Origin of the sequence: Acinetobacter sp. PK01, from assembly GCF_022819285.1 — a bacterium.
GTDB classification, from domain to species: domain Bacteria; phylum Pseudomonadota; class Gammaproteobacteria; order Pseudomonadales; family Moraxellaceae; genus Acinetobacter; species Acinetobacter tandoii.
This window is the reverse complement of the sequence record NZ_CP094644.1, coordinates 70,442-92,266: the sequence shown is the minus strand read 5'-3', so window position 1 is coordinate 92,266 and position 21,825 is coordinate 70,442. Positions and strand designations below refer to the sequence as shown.

Sequence of the window (21,825 nt, the reverse complement as noted above, 5' to 3'; positions counted from 1 at the left end):
CCCTTATTTGTGACGAACATCAACGCCTTCCACGATATAAATAATAAGCTCTGCAATATTTTTAGTATGATCGCCAATTCGCTCTATACCTTTAGCCATAAACAGCAAATCCATTAGAGCAGATACATTTTCGTTATTCGAATAGACTCCTTGCATTAGATTATTTAGAATTTTGACAAACGCATCATTTATGACTTTGTCAGCCTTAATAATCTCCTTAGCTTTCTTAACATCTTGTTGTTTAAAAGCAGTTAAGACGTTCGAAAACAAAGACAAAGAAAGTTGCGATACTTCTAATAGATCAATGTTATTAATCAGGCTGATCTGATTCTCAGAAATTAATCTTCTCGTTTTATTTGCAATTTTTTCGGCCTCATCCCCAATGCGTTCAAGATTTGTAGTCATCTTCGAAACCGCAATAATAAAGCGTAAGTCAGATGCTATAGGCTGCCTTCTGGTAATGATTGAACTGCATAAGGCGTCAATTTCTATCTCATACTCATTGACTTTTTCTTCCTGTTGAATCACAAGCTTGGTTAAGGTTTGATCACTATTCTGTATCGCCCTTATCGCAAAACTTAACTGCGTTTCAACCAGTTCCCCCATGTCCAAAAATAAAGAGGACATATTTTGAAGATCAATGTCATATTGATGATAAATGTGTTTTTGTTCCATATACAGTTCCTTAAATACTTAACCAAAACGACCAGTTATGTATGCTTCAGTTTCAGGGTGTTGAGGCGCAGTAAATATATCTTCTGTCTTACCAAATTCGACTAATTCGCCCATATACATGTAAGCAGTAAAATCAGAAACACGTGTTGCTTGATACATATTGTGAGTTACGATCAAAATAGTCACTTTTTCACGTATTGAATGAATAAGATCTTCAATACTTGCTGTAGCAATAGGGTCTAATGCAGAAGTTGGCTCATCAAATAACAAAAGTTCTGGATCTGTAGCTAAGCAACGCGCAATACATAAACGCTGCTGTTGCCCACCGGACAAAGAAGTGGCTTGATTATGTAGGCGGTCTTTTACTTCATTCCATAATGCAGCATCTTTTAAGGCCTGCTCTACTCGATCCTGTATATATGTTTTGCTCTTTTCTTTTCTTAAACGCAGACCATACGCCACATTTTCAAAAATTGATTTCGGAAAGGGATTGGGCTTCTGAAATACCATTCCAACGCGCATACGAACTTCAATTGGATCAACTTTAGGATCTAGCAGATTTGTTTCATCTGGATGAAAATCAATACGTCCTTCATAACGCGTATCAGGATATAAGTCATGCATACGATTGAATGATCGTAATAATGTTGATTTTCCACAACCAGAAGGACCAATTAGTGCAGTAACCTTTTTTTCATAAATTGGCATTGAAACTTTTTTGATTGCATTAAATTTTCCATAGTAGAAACTAAAATCTCGTGTCTCTGCTTTTAACTTTAATGGAGTTTCTGGAACTTCATTTTGCTGATTAGCTTGTATAGGTTGCATAACGATGCTCATTCTCTTTAAATCTCTTATTCAATTACCAACTAATGTTTTTTCGTAATCTGTAGCGTAGGAATATGGCTAAGGCATTCATGGAAAGTGTCAATAAGACTAAAATAAATCCTGCTGCGGCTGCATTTACCTGAAAAGCCTCAGCTGGTCTCGATGTCCAGTTAAACATTTGAATTGGCATGACAGTAAATCCTGAACTTAACCAATCGAAATTTACCCATGGGAATTCTGGGCTAACCGGAGAAGGGGGCAGGAATGCAATAAATGTAAGGGCGCCAATCGTGATAATAGGTGCAGTTTCTCCAATGGCGCGTGACAAACCAATAATGATCCCTGTCAATATTCCTGATAGTGAATAAGGGATAATATGGTCTCGAACAACTTGCCACTTGGTTGCTCCCATTCCATATGCTGCCTCTCTAATATGAGAAGGAATAGCACGAATTGATTCCCGAGTAGAAACAATAATGATGGGTAAAATAAGTAATGCTAAAGTCAGTCCTGCAGTCAAAATACTTTGCCCAAGCCCAAATCCGTAAACAAACACTCCTAATGCAAGTAGCCCGTATACGATTGAAGGAACACCCGCCAAATTTGTGACATTGATTTCAATAATGTCGGTTAATAAATTTTTAGGTGCATATTCTTCTAAATAGACACCGGCACCTACTCCTAATGGAATTGCTGCTACCGCTGTAACTAGCATGACCAGTATTGAACCTACCAAGGCAGATAAAATTCCAGCCGACTCGGCTCGGCGTGAAGGAAAGTTTGTAAAAAATTCTGGCGAAATGCGCTCCCATCCGGTTACTGCCATTTGTGCAAATAACACTAGAAACGTCATCACCGCTAACAAGAGCGATAAAAAGCCTAGAATAGAAAATAAAATATCAAAACGCTTATTTTTTTGAATCAGTGTTCTTAACTCGGGTAGAGTTACGCTTATATCTTGCTTCATCAGATTAGTCCTCAATATACTTCGCGGAAACGTTTACGTAATACATGCCCTAAAATATTGAATATTAAGGTAAGTAACATAAGCGCTAGACCTGCAGCAAAAATTGACTGATACCCAATTGAGCCATGAGGTAAATCACCTAAAGCAACTTGCACAATGTATGCCGAAATAGTCTGAGCAGGCTCCATTGGGTTCAATGTCAGATTTGGCTGCATACCTGCTGCTACAGCTACGATCATGGTTTCACCGACAGCTCGTGAAATACCAAGAATATAAGCCGAAAGAATTCCAGAAAGTGCTGCTGGGAAAACGACTCGTAGAGCTGTTTGAAATCTTGTTGCTCCCGCTGCATATGAGCCTTCACGCATACTCATAGGTACTGCTCGCATTGCATCTTCAGCAAGCGAACTAATATAAGGAATAATGGCTACCCCCATAATGAGGCCCGCAGATAACATACTGAAGCCTGGAAGACTCGGGAATATAATCTGTAATAGTGGGGTAATAACGACTAGTGCAAAATATCCATAGACAATGGTAGGAACCCCGCCCAACAACTCCAAGAAAGGTTTTACGACTTCACGGACTTTATGGTTGGCAAATTCTGAAAGATAAATAGCAATGATAGTACCTAGAGGAATAGCGACACTAAGCGCAACCAAGGAAGTGGTTAATGTGCCTGCCAATAGCGGCATAATTCCATAATGAGCATCTTCAAATAGTGGTGTCCATTCAGTATCTGTGACGAAATCAATAATAGAAACATGCTCAAAAAAATGCATAGATTCAGTAACAAGAACCCAGATAATTCCGATTGTGGTTGCAACAGAAACAAATGCAGCAAGGAATAGAATTATCTCAATAATTAATTCTTTAGTATTTCTGAATCTATTTTTAGCAAATCTAGTACTAACATTTGAATTGGAACTCATAACTTAATCCTTACGAGTACAATAAAACGAAAACAAGGTTGCTCTAATTTCTTAAAACAACCTCATACAACTTAAGGATTAGAGTTTAGCTTCACGCTTCATTAACTCTTCAATGGTTAGTCCAACTTGTGCTTCCCCACCAAATACAGTACCAAGCTTGCCCTTCTTAAGAACTTCAATATTGTGACTGTATGCCTTAGCCGGCAAAGGTACATATTTCACTTCTTTAATAAGAGGTGCAGATTTTTTCATGTAAAAATCGACAAACTTTTGTACTTCTGGTTTTTTCAAAGCAGATTGACTTACATAAATAAAGATTGGGCGGGATAATGGGTTATAACTCCCATTTAGAACATTCGCTTCATTTGGTGCAACAATTTTGCCCTTATTATTTACAACTGGCACCGCTTTTAATTTGCTTTTATTTTCGATGTAATAAGCATAGCCAAGATAACCCAATCCATTTTTGTCACGTGACAAACCCTGAACAATTACATGATCATCTTCTGATGCTGTGTAATCACCACGCGAAGATTTTGCCTTACCGACTACAGCTTCAGTAAAATAATCAAATGTACCTGAGTCAGCACCAGGCCCGTATAACTTCAAGGGAGCGTTAGGAAAACTTGAGCTAATTTGATTCCACGTTTTTACTTTTCCTTGCGCAGCAGGTTCCCACACTTTCTTAAGATGGTTAACGGTTAAAGGCTTAATAAAATTATTATTCTTATTTACTACCACTGTTAATGCATCAAATGCTACGGGTAATTCATAAAACTTAATACCATTTTGTGCACAAAGTTCCATTTCTTTTTTTAGAATTGGTCGAGATGCATTAGAAATATCTGTTTCACCACGGCAAAACTTTTTAAAACCACCACCTGTACCCGAAACACCAACTGTTACTTTTTCTTTAGTGGTTATTTGAAACTCTTCAGCCACTGCTTCCGTTACCGGGTATACAGTGCTTGAGCCATCAATTTTAATGATTTCAGCTTGCACATTTGATGCCAGCAAACCAGCTGATAGCAACCCCAGGGTGATACGAGAAAGTTTATTCATAATTTATTACTCCAATAAATACTTTTTTTTGCCAATAAATACTTTTTTGTAAGCATCTATGATTCTAGATATATGGAAATATATATATAAAATATGTCACTTATATGACAGCTTTATTATTGGTAAACAAAAAACATTCTAGATATACATATTGTTGTCATACTTTATGACCTATAATTGAAATTGATTTTTAATTTTTTATAGTTTTATGCATACCTCTTTATCTTCCATAAACCCTGAACACGCAGTAACGTGTTTAAGCGCATTAGCTCAAAGTTCACGTTTAAAAATATTTAGATTGCTTGTTGTTGCGGGTGATGAGGGATGTACAGTCGGTAACATCGGTAAATGCTTAGAACTGCCTGCTGCGACGTTATCTTTTCATTTGAAAGAATTGTCCCATTCAGGACTAATTGAAAAAAGGCAGCAAGGTCGATATGTCAACTACGTGGCTAATTATAAACAAATGAAATCACTAATTGAGTTTCTAAGTGAACAATGTTGTGAAGGTATCGAGCAAACAGATTGTTTAATTGAAACTGAAATATGTGACTAAAAAAGGCTTTGTTGCATAAACCTATTTTTTGAAGGTCTTTTCAACAATATTTTTTGTGATTCATGATCTGCTCAATCTAGCGATTAAAAAATTCAATGCGGTTCATAGATACCCCATTTGATAATGCAAATATCCAATAAATAATATAAATAAAAATTAGAAAACAATCTCTTTAGTATAATCCAAGCAGGAAAAATTCAGATTAAAATTGCCCAGCCTTTCCATGCTGTGCTATGAATAAAAATAGTTTTAAAATTATGGGTATTAAGGATTGTTCAATGGCTAATAAGAATATTTTGGTTCCTATCGATGGCTCTGAGAGTGCCTTCGCCGCTTTAAAACAAGCCACAGTTTTGGCCAATTCTCTTGAGAGCAAGCTTACGATTATTAGCATTGTGGAAGAGAATCCTTTTGTAAACGCTGACTTTTATTATTTCGGGGCTGATGCTCAGACCATGAAAGCATATTTTGATGAAGCTTGTCTCAATGCAAAGCATGCTTTAACAGAAGCAGAGAAAATATGTGCTAATCAAAGCGTGAGTGAATTTGAAACAAAAATCATTAAAGCTGAAGTTTCTGCAAAAAATATTGTCAAAGTCGCAGAAGAACTGGATGTTAGCCTCATTATTATGGGATCTCATGGACGTAAGGGTATCCAGAAACTGACTCTAGGCAGTGTAGCTGAAGAAGTATTAAAATTCTCACCATTGCCGGTACTGATTGTTAAGCAATAAGTCTGCTCTTATTCATTCAAATAAAAAACCAGTTGCCGGAGCAACTGGTTTTTAAACTTAAATTTCAATAACTCAATTTACTTGTTTTTTTCAATTAACTCAGCCACCGCTTGAGCTTCTAATACTTTACCGCTTGAGACAATTTTATCATTAATGACTAGACCAGGCGTACTCATCAAACCTGTTTCAGCAATCTTGATCATGTCGGTGACATACTCAATTTCAGCCTGTACACCACTGTTTTTCACTGCTTCTTCTGTCGCTGCTAATAAAGCCTTACATTTACGACAACCTGTACCCATAACTTTAATCTGCATTTCTAATCTCCTGAGACTGCTTTATATAAAGAACTGACCAACTAAATTTAGACTATATCCAATGATTAAAATACCAACAAAAACAATCGCGACAAAAAGGCTGAGCAATTGTTTTTTCACGACTTGCTTTAACAAAATTAACGATGGCAGCGAAAGTGCTGTCACCGCCATCATAAAGGCCAAAACTGTACCTAAGCCCACACCTTTAGCTACCAATGCTTCTGCGATAGGTAAAGTCCCAAATATGTCTGCGTACATCGGCATGCCGACCACAGCCGCAACAAGCACTGAATACCAGTGGCCTTGTCCTAATAAGGCCGTAATCCACTGCTCTGGAATCCAGTTATGAATCGCTGCGCCAATACCGACACCGATCAAGACATAGATCCAGACTTTCCGGAAGATTTCGACCACCTGCTCCCAGGCAAATTCACGACGCTCTTTAGCGGACATTTTAAAATCTTCATCCCCTTGCACCGCATTACTGTGCGTTACAAATTCAGCGACATACCTTTCCATTTTGAAAAAGCTGATGAGTGAACCACCCAGGACCGCCAGAATCAGACCGAGTACCACGTAGATCATGGCAATTTTCCAGTTGAAAATACTGGCGAGTAAAATGATGGAAGCTAAATCGACCAAGGGAGAGGAAATCAGAAAGGAGAATGTTACGCCAACAGGCAAACCGGCCCGAGTAAAACCAATGAAGATAGGAATAGAGGAACAGGAACAAAATGGAGTAATGGTTCCCAGTAAGGCACCCATGATATTGGCTTTAATCCCTTTCATGCGTCCCAGAATTTGTCGAGTTCGTTCTGGAGGGAAATAGCTCTGGATATATGACAGTGAATAGATCAGGACACTTAAAAGTATAAAAATTTTGATGACGTCATAGATAAAAAAATGCACGCTGCCACCGACTTGTGTAGCAATCGATAAACCTAAGATATTTTCAACAAACCAGGCAACCCCATCTGATAGCCATGTCATTTTCAACAGGACGCTATTTAACCATGCAAAGATTGCAATAATACTGTCCATTTAAATCCCCCTAACCTTGACCGACTAAAAGTGTTTTAGTGAATGAATACAGCTGTTCGGTACAAAGGGTATTTAGTGAATAACGCATCCAGCGTCCATCTTTTCTCCCCTTGACTAGACCAAGTTCAGTCAGACACTTCATATGATGTGAGAGCGTAGATTGTGTAATAGATAAGTTTTTCAACAGTTCACAGGCACAACATTCACCTGAATGCAGTGTTTGTAAAATTTTTATCCGCGTTTCATCCGTTAAAGCTTTATATAGATGACAGGCCTGAAGATTGTTCAATCTACACATTCCTTGATTGACTCTAATATAACCAGTATGTAAATTATATTGATCACTGTCAATGTGATATGGAAAATAAAAAAGCCCATTTTTCTGGGCTTTCACAATAAATTATTTTTTATTTTAAATGCTTACCATTTCCATCAATAATGATTTTTCCATCTTTTTTAATAAAAGTACCTTACTGTGGCAAAGGAAGAATATCTACAACCACTTCTGATCGACAATACAAAATATAGGGTTTCTGCAGGGGCTGCTAAATAACACATGTCTATGAAACATGATCTTTATGGTTCATCTCACAATGTTCAGCATAATCGATGGATTCTAGCTGTACAGTCACATGGTTGAGATCAAAATGATGATGTAAAGATTCAGTAATTACTGTCAACAAGGCATCCGCGCTTTGTAATTTTTCATCATAAACCACATGTACTGTTAATGCGTTCTCCAGGGTACTCATACTCCAGATATGTAAATCATGCAAAGTCACGACACTCGGTGTATTCAATAAACAGTTTCTCACTTCCAAAAGATTGACTTGATCTGGCACACCATCAAAAAGTAAATGTAAAGATTGCTTGAATAATGAAAAGGTTCCTAGAATGATAATAATGGCGATAACCAGCCCCACTACAGCATCAATCCATAACCAGCCCTGCCATAAGTATAAAGCCCCAGCAATCACCACCCCGACAGAAACAACGGCATCTGCCGCCATATGTAGAAAGGCTCCTCTGATATTCAAATCATGCTGACTATTTTTTAGAAATAAAAAAGCTGTACTCAAATTCACCGCCACGCCGATTGCCGCCACCACCATAACGGTGATTGCTGCTACAGGACTTGGAGACTGAATACGTTGTATAGATTCCCATGCTAAAGCAAACATGGCAAATAAAATCAGGACTGCATTAATAAAGCTTGCCAGAATAGAAGCTTTTTTCCAGCCATAAGTATGCCGTCGATTAGACTGCAGCTTAGCTGCACTATAGGCAGCCCAAGCCAAAAGTAACCCCCCGACATCAGTTAAGTTATGCCCTGCATCTGCCAGTAAGGCCATAGAGCCCGTATGCCAGCCATAAATTGCTTCAATTGCCACGAATCCTAAATTTAATACAATACCTATTGCAAAAGCAGTTCCATAATTGACTGTCCCGTGGATATGAGAATGAGACATAATCAGTAAATATTCCAAAGAAATTATTATTAGTAATTAAAGCATTTTAAACTTCAAAGCAATTTCTTATTTTTCAAAGGAATCTTATAGCAACCGGCTATATACCAAGAATAGTAAACGTAACTCAGATATCCCTTCACTAACAGGTTCAGTATCTCCGAAATTTCTATCTTCTACATAGTCAATCCGAACTCGTATTCGTCTTTTAGCTTGTTGATCTTTTAATTTATAAAAATAAAAAATCAAATACTTAGTGTAAATTTGGTATTCTAAAAGCGGACATTTTTACTTTGGAGAAACCGGACATTTATATTTTGGGCTTACATAAGCTAAACTAAATATAGTCGTAAATTTCAATTGAGTTATTCATCGGCTTTTAAATAACGGTATACCGCTTGGCGACTAATTCCAAATGCCTGGCCTAATGCCATTTTTGAAGGATACTTCCCTTCCTTCCATGCTTGTCGCAAAGCGTCAGCTTGATCAGGCTTCAATTTATGTACCCGGCCTTTGTACTTCCCTTGAGCCGAGGCGAGTTTAATTCCTTCCTTTTGCCGTTCCAGAATAATTTCACGTTCGAACTGTGCAAAAGCTCCCATCAGTTGCAGCATCAAATTATCCATCGGGGTAGATTGGGCGGTAAAAGTAATATTTTCTTTTATAAACTGGATGGCGATCCCTCGTTTGACCAGTTTATCTACTTCAGTGACCAAATCTTTCAGGCTTCGCGCAAAACGATCCATGGAATGAACAATCACCCTGTCCCCTTCCCGAACATAGTTCAACATTTCTTGAAATTTCGGTCGGTCAGTATTTTTACCTGAAGCGCGGTCGACAAAAATCCGGTCGACTTCAATTCCCTCAAGTTGACGCCCAGTATTTTGCTCGACCGAACTCACCCGGACATAACCTACTTTTTGACCTTTCACTTTTTCACGCCCCAATTAGATAAAAATGAACAGTTTTGTAAATTATAAATCTTTAATATCAAAGTTACATGTTATATATGGTTAAAAATCATTTAAATGATACATGGTTTTACCAACTTTCATATTGTTACTTTAGGGTATGCTCTATTAATACATTTATTATTAGATCTCTCTGCTACAAAATTTTAGTTAGACCACTTAAGCAACAATAAGTTTAATAAGTTTAATAAGTTTAATAAGTTTAATAAGTTTAAACTCTAACTGCTATAATGGTATTGTTCACTAGTACACTCATTTATGAAGGATTAAAGGTAAGCATCTGGTAAAGTACCCAACACATCCATCTCTTCAGTCGCTTTTCAATAAGTACTAAATGCAAATCTCGTATGTAGATGGTTTCACCTTATGGATGGAGGACAAGCTCGGCACCACCCAAGCCCACATTCATTGCATTGCCTTACCCTGCAACGTTTAATCTATCCATTACAGCAATACTACCCTTTCACATTACTTTGCCTGATGCGAACATAGCGATTGGGCTGAAACGGAAGGTATCAGGAGCACTGACTTTGGCAGAATTACCCAAGGTGCTCACAACAAGATTCACATTGATGAAATCTGGCTTTCTACTCAGTCCATGGATATGCGAGCAGTTACTTATACTGCACTTTCTCATGTCCTAAAAGCCTTTGACCATGTCAAATCGCAACATTGAAGTTATCTTGTTTTGGAATAAGCGTGGTCATTGTATAAAAGTGTTAATACATGATGGACTGGGTATTCAGAGCTCTACGGTTGGAACAAGCAACATTTCACTGGACTCAAACTCATCATAGTGAAACAATTACAAGCATTGATTCAGAGTTTAGCTTGACAGAGAATTTGACAATGTGCATCAAACATCATGACATCAATCCAGTCAGCCAAGCTGAATAGCCTAGATCCGTGTCTGTGCAGAAAAGGCCGCCTTCATATAAAATAACTCAAATAGAAAAATTACTACCACACTGCTGGAACCTGAGCTGAATTTAAAAATATCTATAGGGTTCACCGGGGGCTTACAGTAAATTTAACTTGGATAAAAAATATCCCCCTTAAAAAAGGGGGATATTTTTAAATTATTTATTTAATATTTCTTTTAATTCATCTGCACTATATGTCGATAAATTTTCTATAGCTGCTCGAACAATGCTTGAACGATTTATTCTTGCATTTTGCCCTTTTACAACCAGCTCATCAATTAGTTTACTAATATCTTCATTTAGAGAAAAAGTGTAACGAATAAATTTTTTTTCACTTGATTCTAAAGCCTTTACCCTCTTTTCTGCACCAGATATAAATGCATCTAACATTTTATCTTGTTCTGTAGGTTCAGTTTTTTTGTTTAGTCCAGTTAAACCAGCCATAGTTATACTCCTAAAAACTCTATTGCAATACTTTCAATTTCAGCTTTCGCTTTAGGATCACTATTTACTTCAAAAACCGAAAGCCCATTTTCATCTGCATCATCATAAACATTTCGATTTGTTGTGATTGAATTCAATGCATCAATACCAAATGATTTGCATGCCTCTTTTGCATCTAAAATTCTTTGAACTTGAGAAGGAAGAGTTGGACACTGAGTAATAATTGCTCTAGCTTTCAGATTTGGATTTACTGTTTTTGCTAATTTTAAAACTTGTTCCATATGATCTAAAGTTTTTAGATCTCTTCGTTTGGGTCTAAACGGCAATAACATATGTGTAGCTATAGTCATTGCTGAACGTAATGCTTCAGAATCCTGTCCACCTGCATCAATGATAATATCTTGGTATCTTTTGTCTAAATCTTTTAAAACTGAACGTATATTCCCTGATGCTTGTACTGATGGAATATTATTTAATTCATCGTTTTCATCTCTTTCTTTAACCCAATCTGTTGTTGTTCCTTGAGGGTCAGCATCTAATAAGAGGACGTCTCTCTGACTTTGTTGTAAGTAAACTGCAAGATTTTGAGCTAAACAGCTTTTACCAGCACCGCCTTTTTCACCACCAACTAAGATAATCATAATTTATGTAAGTTACGTAAGTTTGTTTGTATATAATTTAAAGGTGATTTATGAAGTAATCAACTATCATGAAAAAAAAAATTAAAAAAAAGTTATCCACAAAAGAATGGTCTTTTTGAATTTATATATATTTATTTAAATTTATTATTTATATCTCTGCTCAAAGCTTGACTACCAAAGGGATACAGGAAGTATATGTTGACAAATTCCTACCAATAAGTTGACTTTTTCCTGTTTCTAAGTTGACAAATTCCTACCAATAAGTTGACTTTTTCCTGTTTCTAAGTTGACAAATTCTGTGCATAAGTTGACAAATTCTTTTATTAAAAATACTTTCATTTGTGGACGTTAAGTAGTATTGTCAATATATCTATTTATAACATTTTCCTTAATATATCTCCCTATGAGTAACATAGTATATAAAGATAATAATTTGGTTGAAGCATCGTATTCACTAAATCTATCTGAGCAAAGGCTAATATTAATTGCGATCATTGCTGCTCGAGAAATTGAGAAAGAACTTACTTCGGATACTATACTTACGATTCATGCTTCTGAATACATGAAACAGTTTAATTTAGGACGTCAAGCATCCTATGAAGCGTTACAATCTGCATGTGATAATCTTTTTGAACGGCATTTGAATTATAAAGCAGTAGATCCTATAACTGGAAAAATAGGAATATACAAAAGTAGGTGGGTTTCAAAAGTTGGTTATGTTAAGGAAGAGGGATGCGTCCAACTAATTTTTGCACCAGATATTATCCCCTTATTTGTAAAACTTGAAGAAAAGTTCACAAGATATGAACTTAAACAAATCTCACCACTTACAAGCATTTATGCTATTCGCCTGTATGAGTTACTCATACGTTGGAGATCAACTGGTAAGTTATATATTTCTATAGATGAGCTTAGATCAAAACTCGGATTGATAGAAGATGAATATAAAAAGATGGGAGACTTTAAAAAAAGGGTTCTTACCGTAGCTTTAAATCAAATTAACAAATTTACGGATATTACTGTTTCTTATATACAAAAAAAGGAGGGAAGAAATATTTCAGAATTACACTTCATGTTTGAAGAAAAAGAACAAAATAAAACGAGTACAAGTGCTCATTTAGAGCCAACTTATAAATTGACAGCTAAGCAATGTATATTCTTTGCTAAAAAGCTATGTGATATTACTAACTATCCAAAATTTGGTAATGATTTCGCACATCGTGGAGAGACTCTAGAAGACTTTCAGGAAAGGATATCAAGTGATCTTCTTGATAGCGATAATGTTAGAAAGTATTTTTCTTATTTGTTAGAAGTTGGTTATGCTCCTAAATACAAGAAGTAACCCTTTAGTTAATTGTCACTTTAAACAAAAGACCACGCCCTCTCATACTAAGTTTTTAAATAAGATTGCTTTCATGTGATTTTAATATGAATTAGCATAAGTTACATAACTTATGCTGGTTAAGTAACCACCTATCCTGCCTTTATAATTTATTGCTGCAATTCTTATCACCGTTTAAATAAGTGGACAGATTCCTGACACGGAATACTATAACTGAGGTCACCTAAATAGGATGCATAAGTTATGCAAGTTACACCACTTAAATAAGTTAAGGTGCTAAAGCGATAAAAGCTACATGATGGCCAGTACTGAGCACTGGAGATCTAAGGCAATGCTGCAGTTCTCATCACCGTTAGAATAAGTGGACAAATTCCTGACATGGAACTTGCTGCGAGATTGGCTAAAGTTACTGCGCTGATTATCAGCCGAGATGTCGTTATTGATTATGCCTTATACGGAACTCCAGAATTAGACCTCGTTGCGAACAACAAAGCCAGAAATCCTACAGTTCCGCGGACGCTAATAAGTGGACAAATTCCTGACACGGAATACTATGACTTACGTCACTTAAATAGGATGCATAAGTTATGCAAGTTACACCACTTAAATAAGTTAAGGTGCTAAAGCGATAAAAGCTACATGATGACCAGCACTGAGCACTGGAGATCTAAGGCAATGCTGCAGTTCTCATCACCGTTAGAATAAGTGGACAAATTCCTGACATGGAAATTGCTGCGAGATTGGCTAAAGTTACTGCGCTGATTATCAGCCGAGATGTCGTTATTGATTATGCCTTATACGGAACTCCAGAATTAGACCTCGTTGCGAACAACAAAGCCAGAAATCCTGCAGTTCCGCGGACGCTAATAAGTGGACAAATTCCTGACACGGAATACTATGACTTACGTCACTTAAATAGGATGCATAAGTTATGTAAGTTACACCACTTAAATAAGTTAAGTTGCTAAAGCGATAAAAGCTACACGATGACCAGCACTGAGCACTGGTGATCTAAGTCGATGCTGCAATTCTCATCATCATTGGAATAAGTGGACAGATTCCTGACACGGAATACTATAACTGAGGTCACCTAAATAGGATGCATAAGTTATGCAAGTTACACCACTTAAATAAGTTAAGTTGCTAAAGCGATAAAAGCTACACGATGACCAGCACTGAGCACTGGTGATCTAAGTCGATGATGCAATTCTCATCATCATTGGAATAAGTGGACAGATTCCTGACACGGAATACTATAACTGAGGTCACCTAAATAGGATGCATAAGTTATGCAAGTTACACCACTTAAATAAGTTAAGGTGCTAAAGCGATAAAAGCTACATGATGGCCAGTACTGAGCACTGGAGATCTAAGGCAATGCTGCAGTTCTCATCACCGTTAGAATAAGTAGACAAATTCCTGACATGGAAATTGCTGCGAGATTGGCTAAAGTTACTGCGCTGATTATCAGCCGAGATGTCGTTATTGATTATGCCTTATACGGAACTCCAGAATTAGACCTCGTTGCGAACAACAAAGCCAGAAATCCTGCAGTTCCGCGGACGCTAATAAGTGGACAAATTCCTGACACGGAATACTATGACTTACGTCACTTAAATAGGATGCATAAGTTATGTAAGTTACACCACTTAAATAAGTTAAGTTGCTAAAGCGATAAAAGCTACACGATGACCAGCACTGAGCACTGGTGATCTAAGTCGATGCTGCAATTCTCATCATCATTGGAATAAGTGGACAGATTCCTGACACGGAATACTATAACTGAGGTCACCTAAATAGGATGCATAAGTTATGCAAGTTACACCACTTAAATAAGTTAAGGTGCTAAAGCGATAAAAGCTACATGATGGCCAGTACTGAGCACTGGAGATCTAAGGCAATGCTGCAGTTCTCATCACCGTTAGAATAAGTGGACAAATTCCTGACATGGAAATTGCTGCGAGATTGGCTAAAGTTACTGCGCTGATTATCAGCCGAGATGTCGTTATTGATTATGCCTTATACGGAACTCCAGAATTAGACCTCGTTGCGAACAACAAAGCCAGAAATCCTGCAGTTCCGCGGACGCTAATAAGTGGACAAATTCCTGACACGGAATACTATGACTTACGTCACTTAAATAGGATGCATAAGTTATGTAAGTTACACCACTTAAATAAGTTAAGTTGCTAAAGCGATAAAAGCTACATGATGGCCAGTACTGAGCACTGGAGATCTAAGGCAATGCTGCAGTTCTCATCACCGTTAGAATAAGTGGACAGATTCCTGACACGGAATACTATAACTGAGGTCACCTAAATAGGATGCATAAGTTATGCAAGTTACACCACTTAAATAAGTTAAGTTGCTAAAGCGATAAAAGCTACACGATGACCAGCACTGAGCACTGGTGATCTAAGTCGATGCTGCAATTCTCATCATCATTGGAATAAGTGGACAGATTCCTGACACGGAATACTATAACTGAGGTCACCTAAATAGGATGCATAAGTTATGCAAGTTACACCACTTAAATAAGTTAAGGTGCTAAAGCGATAAAAGCTACATGATGGCCAGTACTGAGCACTGGAGATCTAAGGCAATGCTGCAGTTCTCATCACCGTTAGAATAAGTGGACAAATTCCTGACATGGAAATTGCTGCGAGATTGGCTAAAGTTACTGCGCTGATTATCAGCCGAGATGTCGTTATTGATTATGCCTTATACGGAACTCCAGAATTAGACCTCGTTGCGAACAACAAAGCCAGAAATCCTGCAGTTCCGCGGACGCTAATAAGTGGACAAATTCCTGACACGGAATACTATGACTTACGTCACTTAAATAGGATGCATAAGTTATGTAAGTTACACCACTTAAATAAGTTAAGTTGCTAAAGCGATAAAAGCTACACGATGACCAGCACTGAGCACTGGTGATCTAAGTCGATGCTGCAATTCTCATCATCATTGGAATAAGTGGACAGATTCCTGACACGGAATACTATAACTGAGGTCACCTAAATAGGATGCATAAGTTATGCAAGTTACACCACTTAAATAAGTTAAGTTGCTAAAGCGATAAAAGCTACACGATGACCAGCACTGAGCACTGGTGATCTAAGTCGATGATGCAATTCTCATCATCATTGGAATAAGTGGACAGATTCCTGACACGGAATACTATAACTGAGGTCACCTAAATAGGATGCATAAGTTATGCAAGTTACACCACTTAAATAAGTTAAGGTGCTAAAGCGATAAAAGCTACATGATGGCCAGTACTGAGCACTGGAGATCTAAGGCAATGCTGCAGTTCTCATCACCGTTAGAATAAGTAGACAAATTCCTGACATGGAAATTGCTGCGAGATTGGCTAAAGTTACTGCGCTGATTATCAGCCGAGATGTCGTTATTGATTATGCCTTATACGGAACTCCAGAATTAGACCTCGTTGCGAACAACAAAGCCAGAAATCCTGCAGTTCCGCGGACGCTAATAAGTGGACAAATTCCTGACACGGAATACTATGACTTACGTCACTTAAATAGGATGCATAAGTTATGTAAGTTACACCACTTAAATAAGTTAAGTTGCTAAAGCGATAAAAGCTACACGATGACCAGCACTGAGCACTGGTGATCTAAGTCGATGCTGCAATTCTCATCATCATTGGAATAAGTGGACAGATTCCTGACACGGAATACTATAACTGAGGTCACCTAAATAGGATGCATAAGTTATGCAAGTTACACCACTTAAATAAGTTAAGGTGCTAAAGCGATAAAAGCTACATGATGGCCAGTACTGAGCACTGGAGATCTAAGGCAATGCTGCAGTTCTCATCACCGTTAGAATAAGTGGACAGATTCCTGACACGGAATACTATAACTGAGGTCACCTAAATAGGATGCATAAGTTATGCAAGTTACACCACTTAAATAAGTTAAGGTGCTAAAGCGAAAAAGTGGCACTGTTGGAAATATAGATTTAAGTCGATGATTTTCCTTTTAAAAAAAGTACTTAAAGACTGAAAACTCTATTTAGTTTACTAGATAGACTTCATCTTGAGGTTGACCAGCATAAAATAATGATGCCTTCCCTTTCCGTAATGCACGCATCACTTCAATACCTTTGATTGTGGCATAAGCCGTCTTCATCAATTTGAATCCTAAGGTCGCCTTGATAATTCGCTTTAAGCTTTAACTTGCTATGATCACATTAGCTTACGTTATTTTTGTTTTTAATCTGCCTGTGCTCAAGGTCTAGCGGACATTTTCCTTCGTGTTTTAACCGTGACAAAGCACATCCATATATGGGGGATTTGTCCGTATTGATCACTTGTGGCATCTTCCATTTCTTCACATTATTAAAAATTTTACCAAGAAAACAATAGGCTGATTTGGTATTACGTCTAGATGAAAGATAAAAATCAATGGTATAGCCATATTGATCGACTGTACGATACAGATAAGACCATTGTCCATTCACTTTTAGATAAGTTTCATCAATATGCCATGAACTTAACTCTTTAGGATTATGCCAATACCATCGTAAACGTTTTTCTATTTCAGGAGCATAATGTTGAACCCAACGATAAATCGTAGTGTGATCAACTTTTACACCGCGTTCAGCAAGCAATTCCTGAAGTTCGAGATAGCTAATGCAATATTTACAATACCAGCGCAGGGCCTAAAGAACGATTCCACCCTGAAAATGCCGACCATGGAAAGGATTCATATACTGAACTTTTAGCTTATCATCTATAGCTAATTACAACAGTGCCGAAATAAGTCGGCGTTATATTCAGCAAACCTGTAACTTCAGTCAATAAAATCGATCAAAAACGATCATATTTTAACTTTTCCCTGATAACTCAATGCCTGCACTTCGGAAATTATCCGCAATTTCTGCGGATAAACCTTGGGGTAAGTTTTGAACAATCTTGTAAGCTCAGGCTGACATCAATTAAAGACCATTGCGTCTATGTCATCCCTGCGATTTTTCATATGATGGGGACATAGAAAACAGGATGTTCTAACACATAAAACAATAATGATAAGTGTGACACCAGGACGTGAGGTACGACAGGAGTTATACCTAAACACCCAATACGAAAAAGCCCGACAGGATGTCGGGCTTTTTTATTGCTGAATTTTAATTAAGCCGTAATTGGTATAAATCTCGAATTCTATTTTCATCAGATTTTAGCCATAAAATGGTTTGTACAATGAGACCTAAATAGAGTAAAAGAGAAATAAACACTGCATTTTTATGATTCAAATTGGATTGAATCGTTGCACGGTTCTCGTGCAAAAAAAATTCCTATCAGGAAATAAAATGAGGTATTAAATTTTAAAATATTGAAATATATAAAAATAATAATTTGGCATATTTTATGCTTTTAGCTTATTGCAACTTCATCAAGGAGTCAGGTCAATGAGTACAACAAGTTTATTCAAAGTAAAAAATATACGACTAATCGGGCAAGATGCTTGTGAGTTATATATGGAAAATATTGAAAATTATTCAGCCAAAGGCTGGATCATTCATTGCAATAATGTGTTCGCACATCAGTTTCATGAGCACCTGAACCTCTTATGCCAATCAGAGAATCCATTCAATTCATTACTACAATTAAAGCAATACCATAAAGTCGAAGTTTTATGTTAAGCCACTTTTTGGCATGGATGATGGGAAGCCATCATCCATGCTTACGCTTGTTTAAAATATTGTAACCTATTGAAAAATAATAATAATAAATTAAAAAACTATAGACGAAACCAAAAATATCTTATATAAATTCTCTACAGGAAAATTAATTTCTTTAAAGGAAATTAAAGGTGTCTTTTTATAGTGTGAATCCCTCCAAAATCATATAGAGGAAATACCATGTCTCAAGATCTTCTCGACCAGTATGTTTTAAAAATTTCATGTCCTGCAGCTTCAGGTATTGTTGCCGCAGTTTCAGGGTATCTTGCGGGAAATAATTGTTTTATCAGTGAAATGTCACAATACGATGATGAAATCACTGGACGTTTCTTCACTCGAATCGTATTCCGCTTTAACGATGGCAAAGGAGATCTTGAGCAATTAAAACAAGGCTTCTCAGAAGTCACCGAAAAATTTTCATTGAATGCAAAATTCTATGAAAAGAAAAAACCGATGAAAGTCATGATTATGGTGAGTAAGTTTGATCATTGCTTATTGAACTTGTTATACCGTTACCATAAAGGTGAATTAAGTTTCGAGATCACTGCGATTGTGTCGAATCATTTAGATTTACGTGCGATTGCAGAACGTGAAGGCATCCGCTTCATTTATCTGCCAGTGACCAAGGAAACCAAACAACAACAAGAAGAAGAATTGCTGAAAATCGTGGATGAAACCAACACGGAATTGGTGATTTTAGCGCGCTACATGCAAATTTTATCGAATAGCTTATGCACCCAACTTGCAGGCCGTGCCATCAACATTCACCACTCGTTCTTACCAGGCTTTAAAGGTGCAAAACCTTATCACCAAGCATTTGATCGCGGTGTGAAACTGATTGGTGCGACAGCCCATTTCGTGACCAGCGATCTAGATGAGGGTCCAATTATCGAACAAGCCGTGCAACGTGTCGATCATGATTTTCTTGCAGATGATTTAGTTGCCGTGGGTCGTGATACCGAAACAATCGCGCTGTCTAAAGCAGTGAAATATTTTGTCGAGCATCGCGTATTTATGAATGATAACCGTACGGTGGTGTTCAAATGAGTCTGGCCTTATTACAACAAGACGATGACAAAATTATTGATGGCAAAGCCATCGCACAGCGCGTGCTAGAAGAAGTCAAACACGATGTGATGATATTGCAACAGCAAGGTATTGAGCCTTGTCTGGCGGTGGTTCTAGTGGGTGATGATCCTGCAAGCCATGTGTATGTACGCAATAAAGTCGAAAAAGCCCGATTTGTCGGGATCCGCTCTCTCGAGTTTCGCTTTGATGAACAACTGTCTGAAGTGGATTTACTCAACAAGATTGATGAACTTAATGCAGATCCAGACGTACACGGCATTTTGGTGCAGTTGCCGTTACCAAAGCAAATTAATGAAACCAAGGTTTTGGAGCGGATTAATCCGAAAAAAGACGTCGATGGTTTTCACAGTGAAAACGTCGGTGGCTTAAGTCAGGGGCGAGATGTACTTACCCCATGTACCCCGACAGGTTGTATTCGCTTGCTGAAAGAGGCTTTGGGTGAAGACTTAACTGGTTTACATGCCGTGGTGATTGGGCGTTCCAATATTGTGGGGAAACCTATGGCGGCTTTGCTCCTGAAAGAAAGCTGCACGGTCACAGTCGTACATTCCAAAACCAAGAATATCCAGCAAATTTGCCAGCAAGCCGACATTGTGGTTGCCGCGGTAGGTCGCCCAAAAATGGTTACCGCTTCGTATTTACAGGCAGATGCTGTAGTCATAGATGTGGGCATTAACCGCATTGTGGAAGATGGTAAGGCTCGTTTAGTCGGTGATGTCGATTTTGAAGATGCCTTGCCAATGGTGAGTGCCATCACACCTGTTCCAGGTGGAGTCGGACCGATGACCATCGCTTATTTGATGAAAAATACTTTACAAGCAGCACGCTTACAACACCCAGATTTATAGATTGATTATAGGCGTTGCTTGACGCCTAGGAGGACACCCCATGCCATTTAGCCTACTGAAGTATGGATTGAGTAATGAATATCCAGTGGAAGTGGATTTGCCTCCACCGAAGGAGCTGAAATCTCACTATGACGTTGTCATTATTGGCGGCGGTGGTCATGGTTTGGCAACAGCCTATTATTTATCTAAATATCATGGAATTACCAATATTGCAGTATTGGAAAAGTCTTATCTAGGTGGGGGGAATACCGCGCGAAATACAGCGGTTATCCGTTCCAACTATTTAACCTCTGAAGGCGTGAAATTTTATGCCGAATCGGTACGTATGTTTAAAGATCTCTCCAATGAGTTTGACTTTAACATTATGTATTCCGAACGCGGGCAATTGACTTTAGCGCATACCGATTCAACGGTACGTGCATTCCGTCAGCGTGCAGAAGTGAATAAGCATTTTGGTGGTCGCACTGAAATGATTGACCGCCAACAAATTAAAGAACTGGTGCCTTGCTTGAATTTAGACCCAGCACATTTACCTGTGTTGGCTGGGCTTTGGCATATTGATGGTGCAACTGCACGCCATGATGCGGTGGCTTGGGGTTATGCCAAAGAAGCAGCAAAACGTGGGGTTGAAATTCATCAGTTAACCGAAGTTCAAGATTTTGTGGTGGATAAAAATAAGGTGGTTGCGGTTAAAACCAACCGTGGCACAGTGCAATGTGGTTGTGCAGTTCAGGCGATTGCGGGTGCCTCTTCCATTTTAATGAATAAGTTAAACATTCGTGCCCCGATTCATACCTATCCATTGCAAGCCATGGTGACACAGCCATTTAAACCATTCTTGAATCCTTTGGTGAGTTCTTCGGCTTTACATTGTTATGTGCAACAAACCAGCCGTGGAGAAATTGTATTTGGTGGCGGTTCAGATCCTTATCCACTGTATAACACGCGTTCAACTTTAGACCTGAAAGAAAGTCTATTGGCGCATGCAATTGAAATGTTCCCCTTTATGGCCAATGCCAAACTCATGCGTCAATGGGCGGGCATTACCGATATGACACCTGACTATAGCCCGATTATGGGTAAATCGCCTTATGACAATTATTACTTGGATGCAGGTTGGGGAACGTGGGGCTTTAAAGCCACACCAATTTGTGGAAAAACCATGGCGGAAATGGTGGCGACAGGTCGCACACCAGAAATGATTAAACCTTTTGAATTAGAACGTTTTAGTCGCTTCCAGCAAGTCAATGAAATGGGTGCAACGGCTGCGAGCCATTAAG

18 protein-coding genes and 2 pseudogenes are annotated in these 21,825 nt (G+C 38.0%); 6 read left to right on the top strand and 14 right to left on the bottom strand.

The genetic code is table 11. The features are described 5' to 3' along the window. Nucleotides 1-3 precede the first annotated feature (3 nt). From phoU to MP622_RS17055, 5 genes are all read right to left on the bottom strand, one after another. Nucleotides 4-675 (bottom strand): phosphate signaling complex protein PhoU, encoded by a 672-nt coding sequence (gene phoU / locus MP622_RS17075; RefSeq protein WP_243793585.1) that lies wholly within the window; start codon nucleotides 673-675, stop codon nucleotides 4-6. Between the two features lie 18 nt (nucleotides 676-693). Beyond that, on the bottom strand, nucleotides 694-1,503 hold the full coding sequence (pstB, locus tag MP622_RS17070) for a phosphate ABC transporter ATP-binding protein PstB (protein ID WP_243793584.1): 810 nt from the start codon (nucleotides 1,501-1,503) through the stop codon (nucleotides 694-696). Nucleotides 1,504-1,537: 34 nt separating this feature from the next. Further along, nucleotides 1,538-2,470 carry a phosphate ABC transporter permease PstA gene (pstA, locus tag MP622_RS17065; protein ID WP_087011453.1) on the bottom strand — a complete coding sequence of 311 codons (933 nt, stop codon included), beginning with the start codon at nucleotides 2,468-2,470 and terminating at the stop codon, nucleotides 1,538-1,540. A gap of 11 nt (nucleotides 2,471-2,481) precedes the next feature. Next, nucleotides 2,482-3,402, bottom strand: a complete 921-nt coding sequence (pstC, locus tag MP622_RS17060) for a phosphate ABC transporter permease subunit PstC (protein ID WP_243793582.1) — start codon at nucleotides 3,400-3,402, stop codon at nucleotides 2,482-2,484. Between the two features lie 78 nt (nucleotides 3,403-3,480). After that, nucleotides 3,481-4,464, bottom strand: a complete 984-nt coding sequence (locus tag MP622_RS17055) for a PstS family phosphate ABC transporter substrate-binding protein (protein WP_243793581.1) — start codon at nucleotides 4,462-4,464, stop codon at nucleotides 3,481-3,483. 208 nt (nucleotides 4,465-4,672) lie between these two features. Between MP622_RS17055 and MP622_RS17050 the strand changes: the two genes are divergently transcribed. After that, nucleotides 4,673-5,020 (top strand): metalloregulator ArsR/SmtB family transcription factor, encoded by a 348-nt coding sequence (locus MP622_RS17050; RefSeq protein WP_243793580.1) that lies wholly within the window; start codon nucleotides 4,673-4,675, stop codon nucleotides 5,018-5,020. A gap of 278 nt (nucleotides 5,021-5,298) precedes the next feature. Next, nucleotides 5,299-5,754 (top strand): universal stress protein, encoded by a 456-nt coding sequence (locus MP622_RS17045; RefSeq protein ID WP_243793579.1) that lies wholly within the window; start codon nucleotides 5,299-5,301, stop codon nucleotides 5,752-5,754. 77 nt (nucleotides 5,755-5,831) lie between these two features. Here MP622_RS17045 and MP622_RS17040 read toward each other — a convergent pair whose 3' ends face one another. The 8 genes and pseudogenes from MP622_RS17040 to MP622_RS17000 form a co-directional block, all read right to left on the bottom strand. Continuing rightward, nucleotides 5,832-6,071, bottom strand: coding sequence for a thioredoxin family protein (locus MP622_RS17040; protein WP_131367353.1), 240 nt, complete (start codon nucleotides 6,069-6,071; stop codon nucleotides 5,832-5,834). Nucleotides 6,072-6,092: 21 nt separating this feature from the next. Continuing rightward, nucleotides 6,093-7,112, bottom strand: coding sequence for a permease (locus MP622_RS17035; protein WP_243793578.1), 1,020 nt, complete (start codon nucleotides 7,110-7,112; stop codon nucleotides 6,093-6,095). 10 nt (nucleotides 7,113-7,122) lie between these two features. Next, nucleotides 7,123-7,410, bottom strand: coding sequence for a metalloregulator ArsR/SmtB family transcription factor (locus MP622_RS17030; protein ID WP_243793577.1), 288 nt, complete (start codon nucleotides 7,408-7,410; stop codon nucleotides 7,123-7,125). A gap of 109 nt (nucleotides 7,411-7,519) precedes the next feature. Further along, nucleotides 7,520-7,621: pseudogene (locus MP622_RS17025) on the bottom strand (arsenate reductase (glutaredoxin)); the annotation flags it as partial. A gap of 51 nt (nucleotides 7,622-7,672) precedes the next feature. After that, the gene (locus tag MP622_RS17020; protein WP_243793576.1) at nucleotides 7,673-8,581 is read right to left on the bottom strand and encodes a cation diffusion facilitator family transporter; all 909 of its coding nucleotides are present in this window, start codon (nucleotides 8,579-8,581) and stop codon (nucleotides 7,673-7,675) included. 362 nt (nucleotides 8,582-8,943) lie between these two features. Then, the gene (locus MP622_RS17015) at nucleotides 8,944-9,510 is read right to left on the bottom strand and encodes a recombinase family protein (RefSeq protein WP_243793575.1); all 567 of its coding nucleotides are present in this window, start codon (nucleotides 9,508-9,510) and stop codon (nucleotides 8,944-8,946) included. 1,118 nt (nucleotides 9,511-10,628) lie between these two features. Continuing rightward, nucleotides 10,629-10,916, bottom strand: coding sequence for a hypothetical protein (locus MP622_RS17005; protein WP_151833509.1), 288 nt, complete (start codon nucleotides 10,914-10,916; stop codon nucleotides 10,629-10,631). Nucleotides 10,917-10,918: 2 nt separating this feature from the next. Next, nucleotides 10,919-11,557: an AAA family ATPase gene (locus MP622_RS17000; protein WP_016165569.1), complete on the bottom strand. Its 639-nt coding sequence runs from the start codon at nucleotides 11,555-11,557 to the stop codon at nucleotides 10,919-10,921. Between the two features lie 403 nt (nucleotides 11,558-11,960). On the opposite strand from MP622_RS17000, the gene repM reads away from it, so the two are divergent. Further along, nucleotides 11,961-12,899, top strand: a complete 939-nt coding sequence (repM, locus tag MP622_RS16995) for a replication initiation protein RepM (RefSeq protein WP_243793574.1) — start codon at nucleotides 11,961-11,963, stop codon at nucleotides 12,897-12,899. A gap of 4,040 nt (nucleotides 12,900-16,939) precedes the next feature. On the opposite strand, the pseudogene MP622_RS16990 reads toward repM, so the two are convergent. Then, nucleotides 16,940-17,585, bottom strand: a pseudogene (locus MP622_RS16990) (IS6 family transposase). A gap of 1,203 nt (nucleotides 17,586-18,788) precedes the next feature. Between MP622_RS16990 and purU the strand changes: the two are divergent. The 3 genes from purU to MP622_RS16975 are packed head-to-tail and all read left to right on the top strand — an operon-like array spanning nucleotide 18,789 to nucleotide 21,824. Then, nucleotides 18,789-19,655: a formyltetrahydrofolate deformylase gene (gene purU / locus MP622_RS16985; protein WP_243793710.1), complete on the top strand. Its 867-nt coding sequence runs from the start codon at nucleotides 18,789-18,791 to the stop codon at nucleotides 19,653-19,655. Next, nucleotides 19,652-20,545 carry a bifunctional methylenetetrahydrofolate dehydrogenase/methenyltetrahydrofolate cyclohydrolase FolD gene (gene folD / locus MP622_RS16980; protein WP_243793708.1) on the top strand — a complete coding sequence of 298 codons (894 nt, stop codon included), beginning with the start codon at nucleotides 19,652-19,654 and terminating at the stop codon, nucleotides 20,543-20,545. The genes purU and folD overlap by 4 nt, the downstream gene beginning before the upstream one ends. Before the next feature lie 40 nt (nucleotides 20,546-20,585). Beyond that, the gene (locus MP622_RS16975) at nucleotides 20,586-21,824 is read left to right on the top strand and encodes an FAD-dependent oxidoreductase (RefSeq protein ID WP_111828282.1); all 1,239 of its coding nucleotides are present in this window, start codon (nucleotides 20,586-20,588) and stop codon (nucleotides 21,822-21,824) included. Nucleotide 21,825 lies beyond the last annotated feature (1 nt).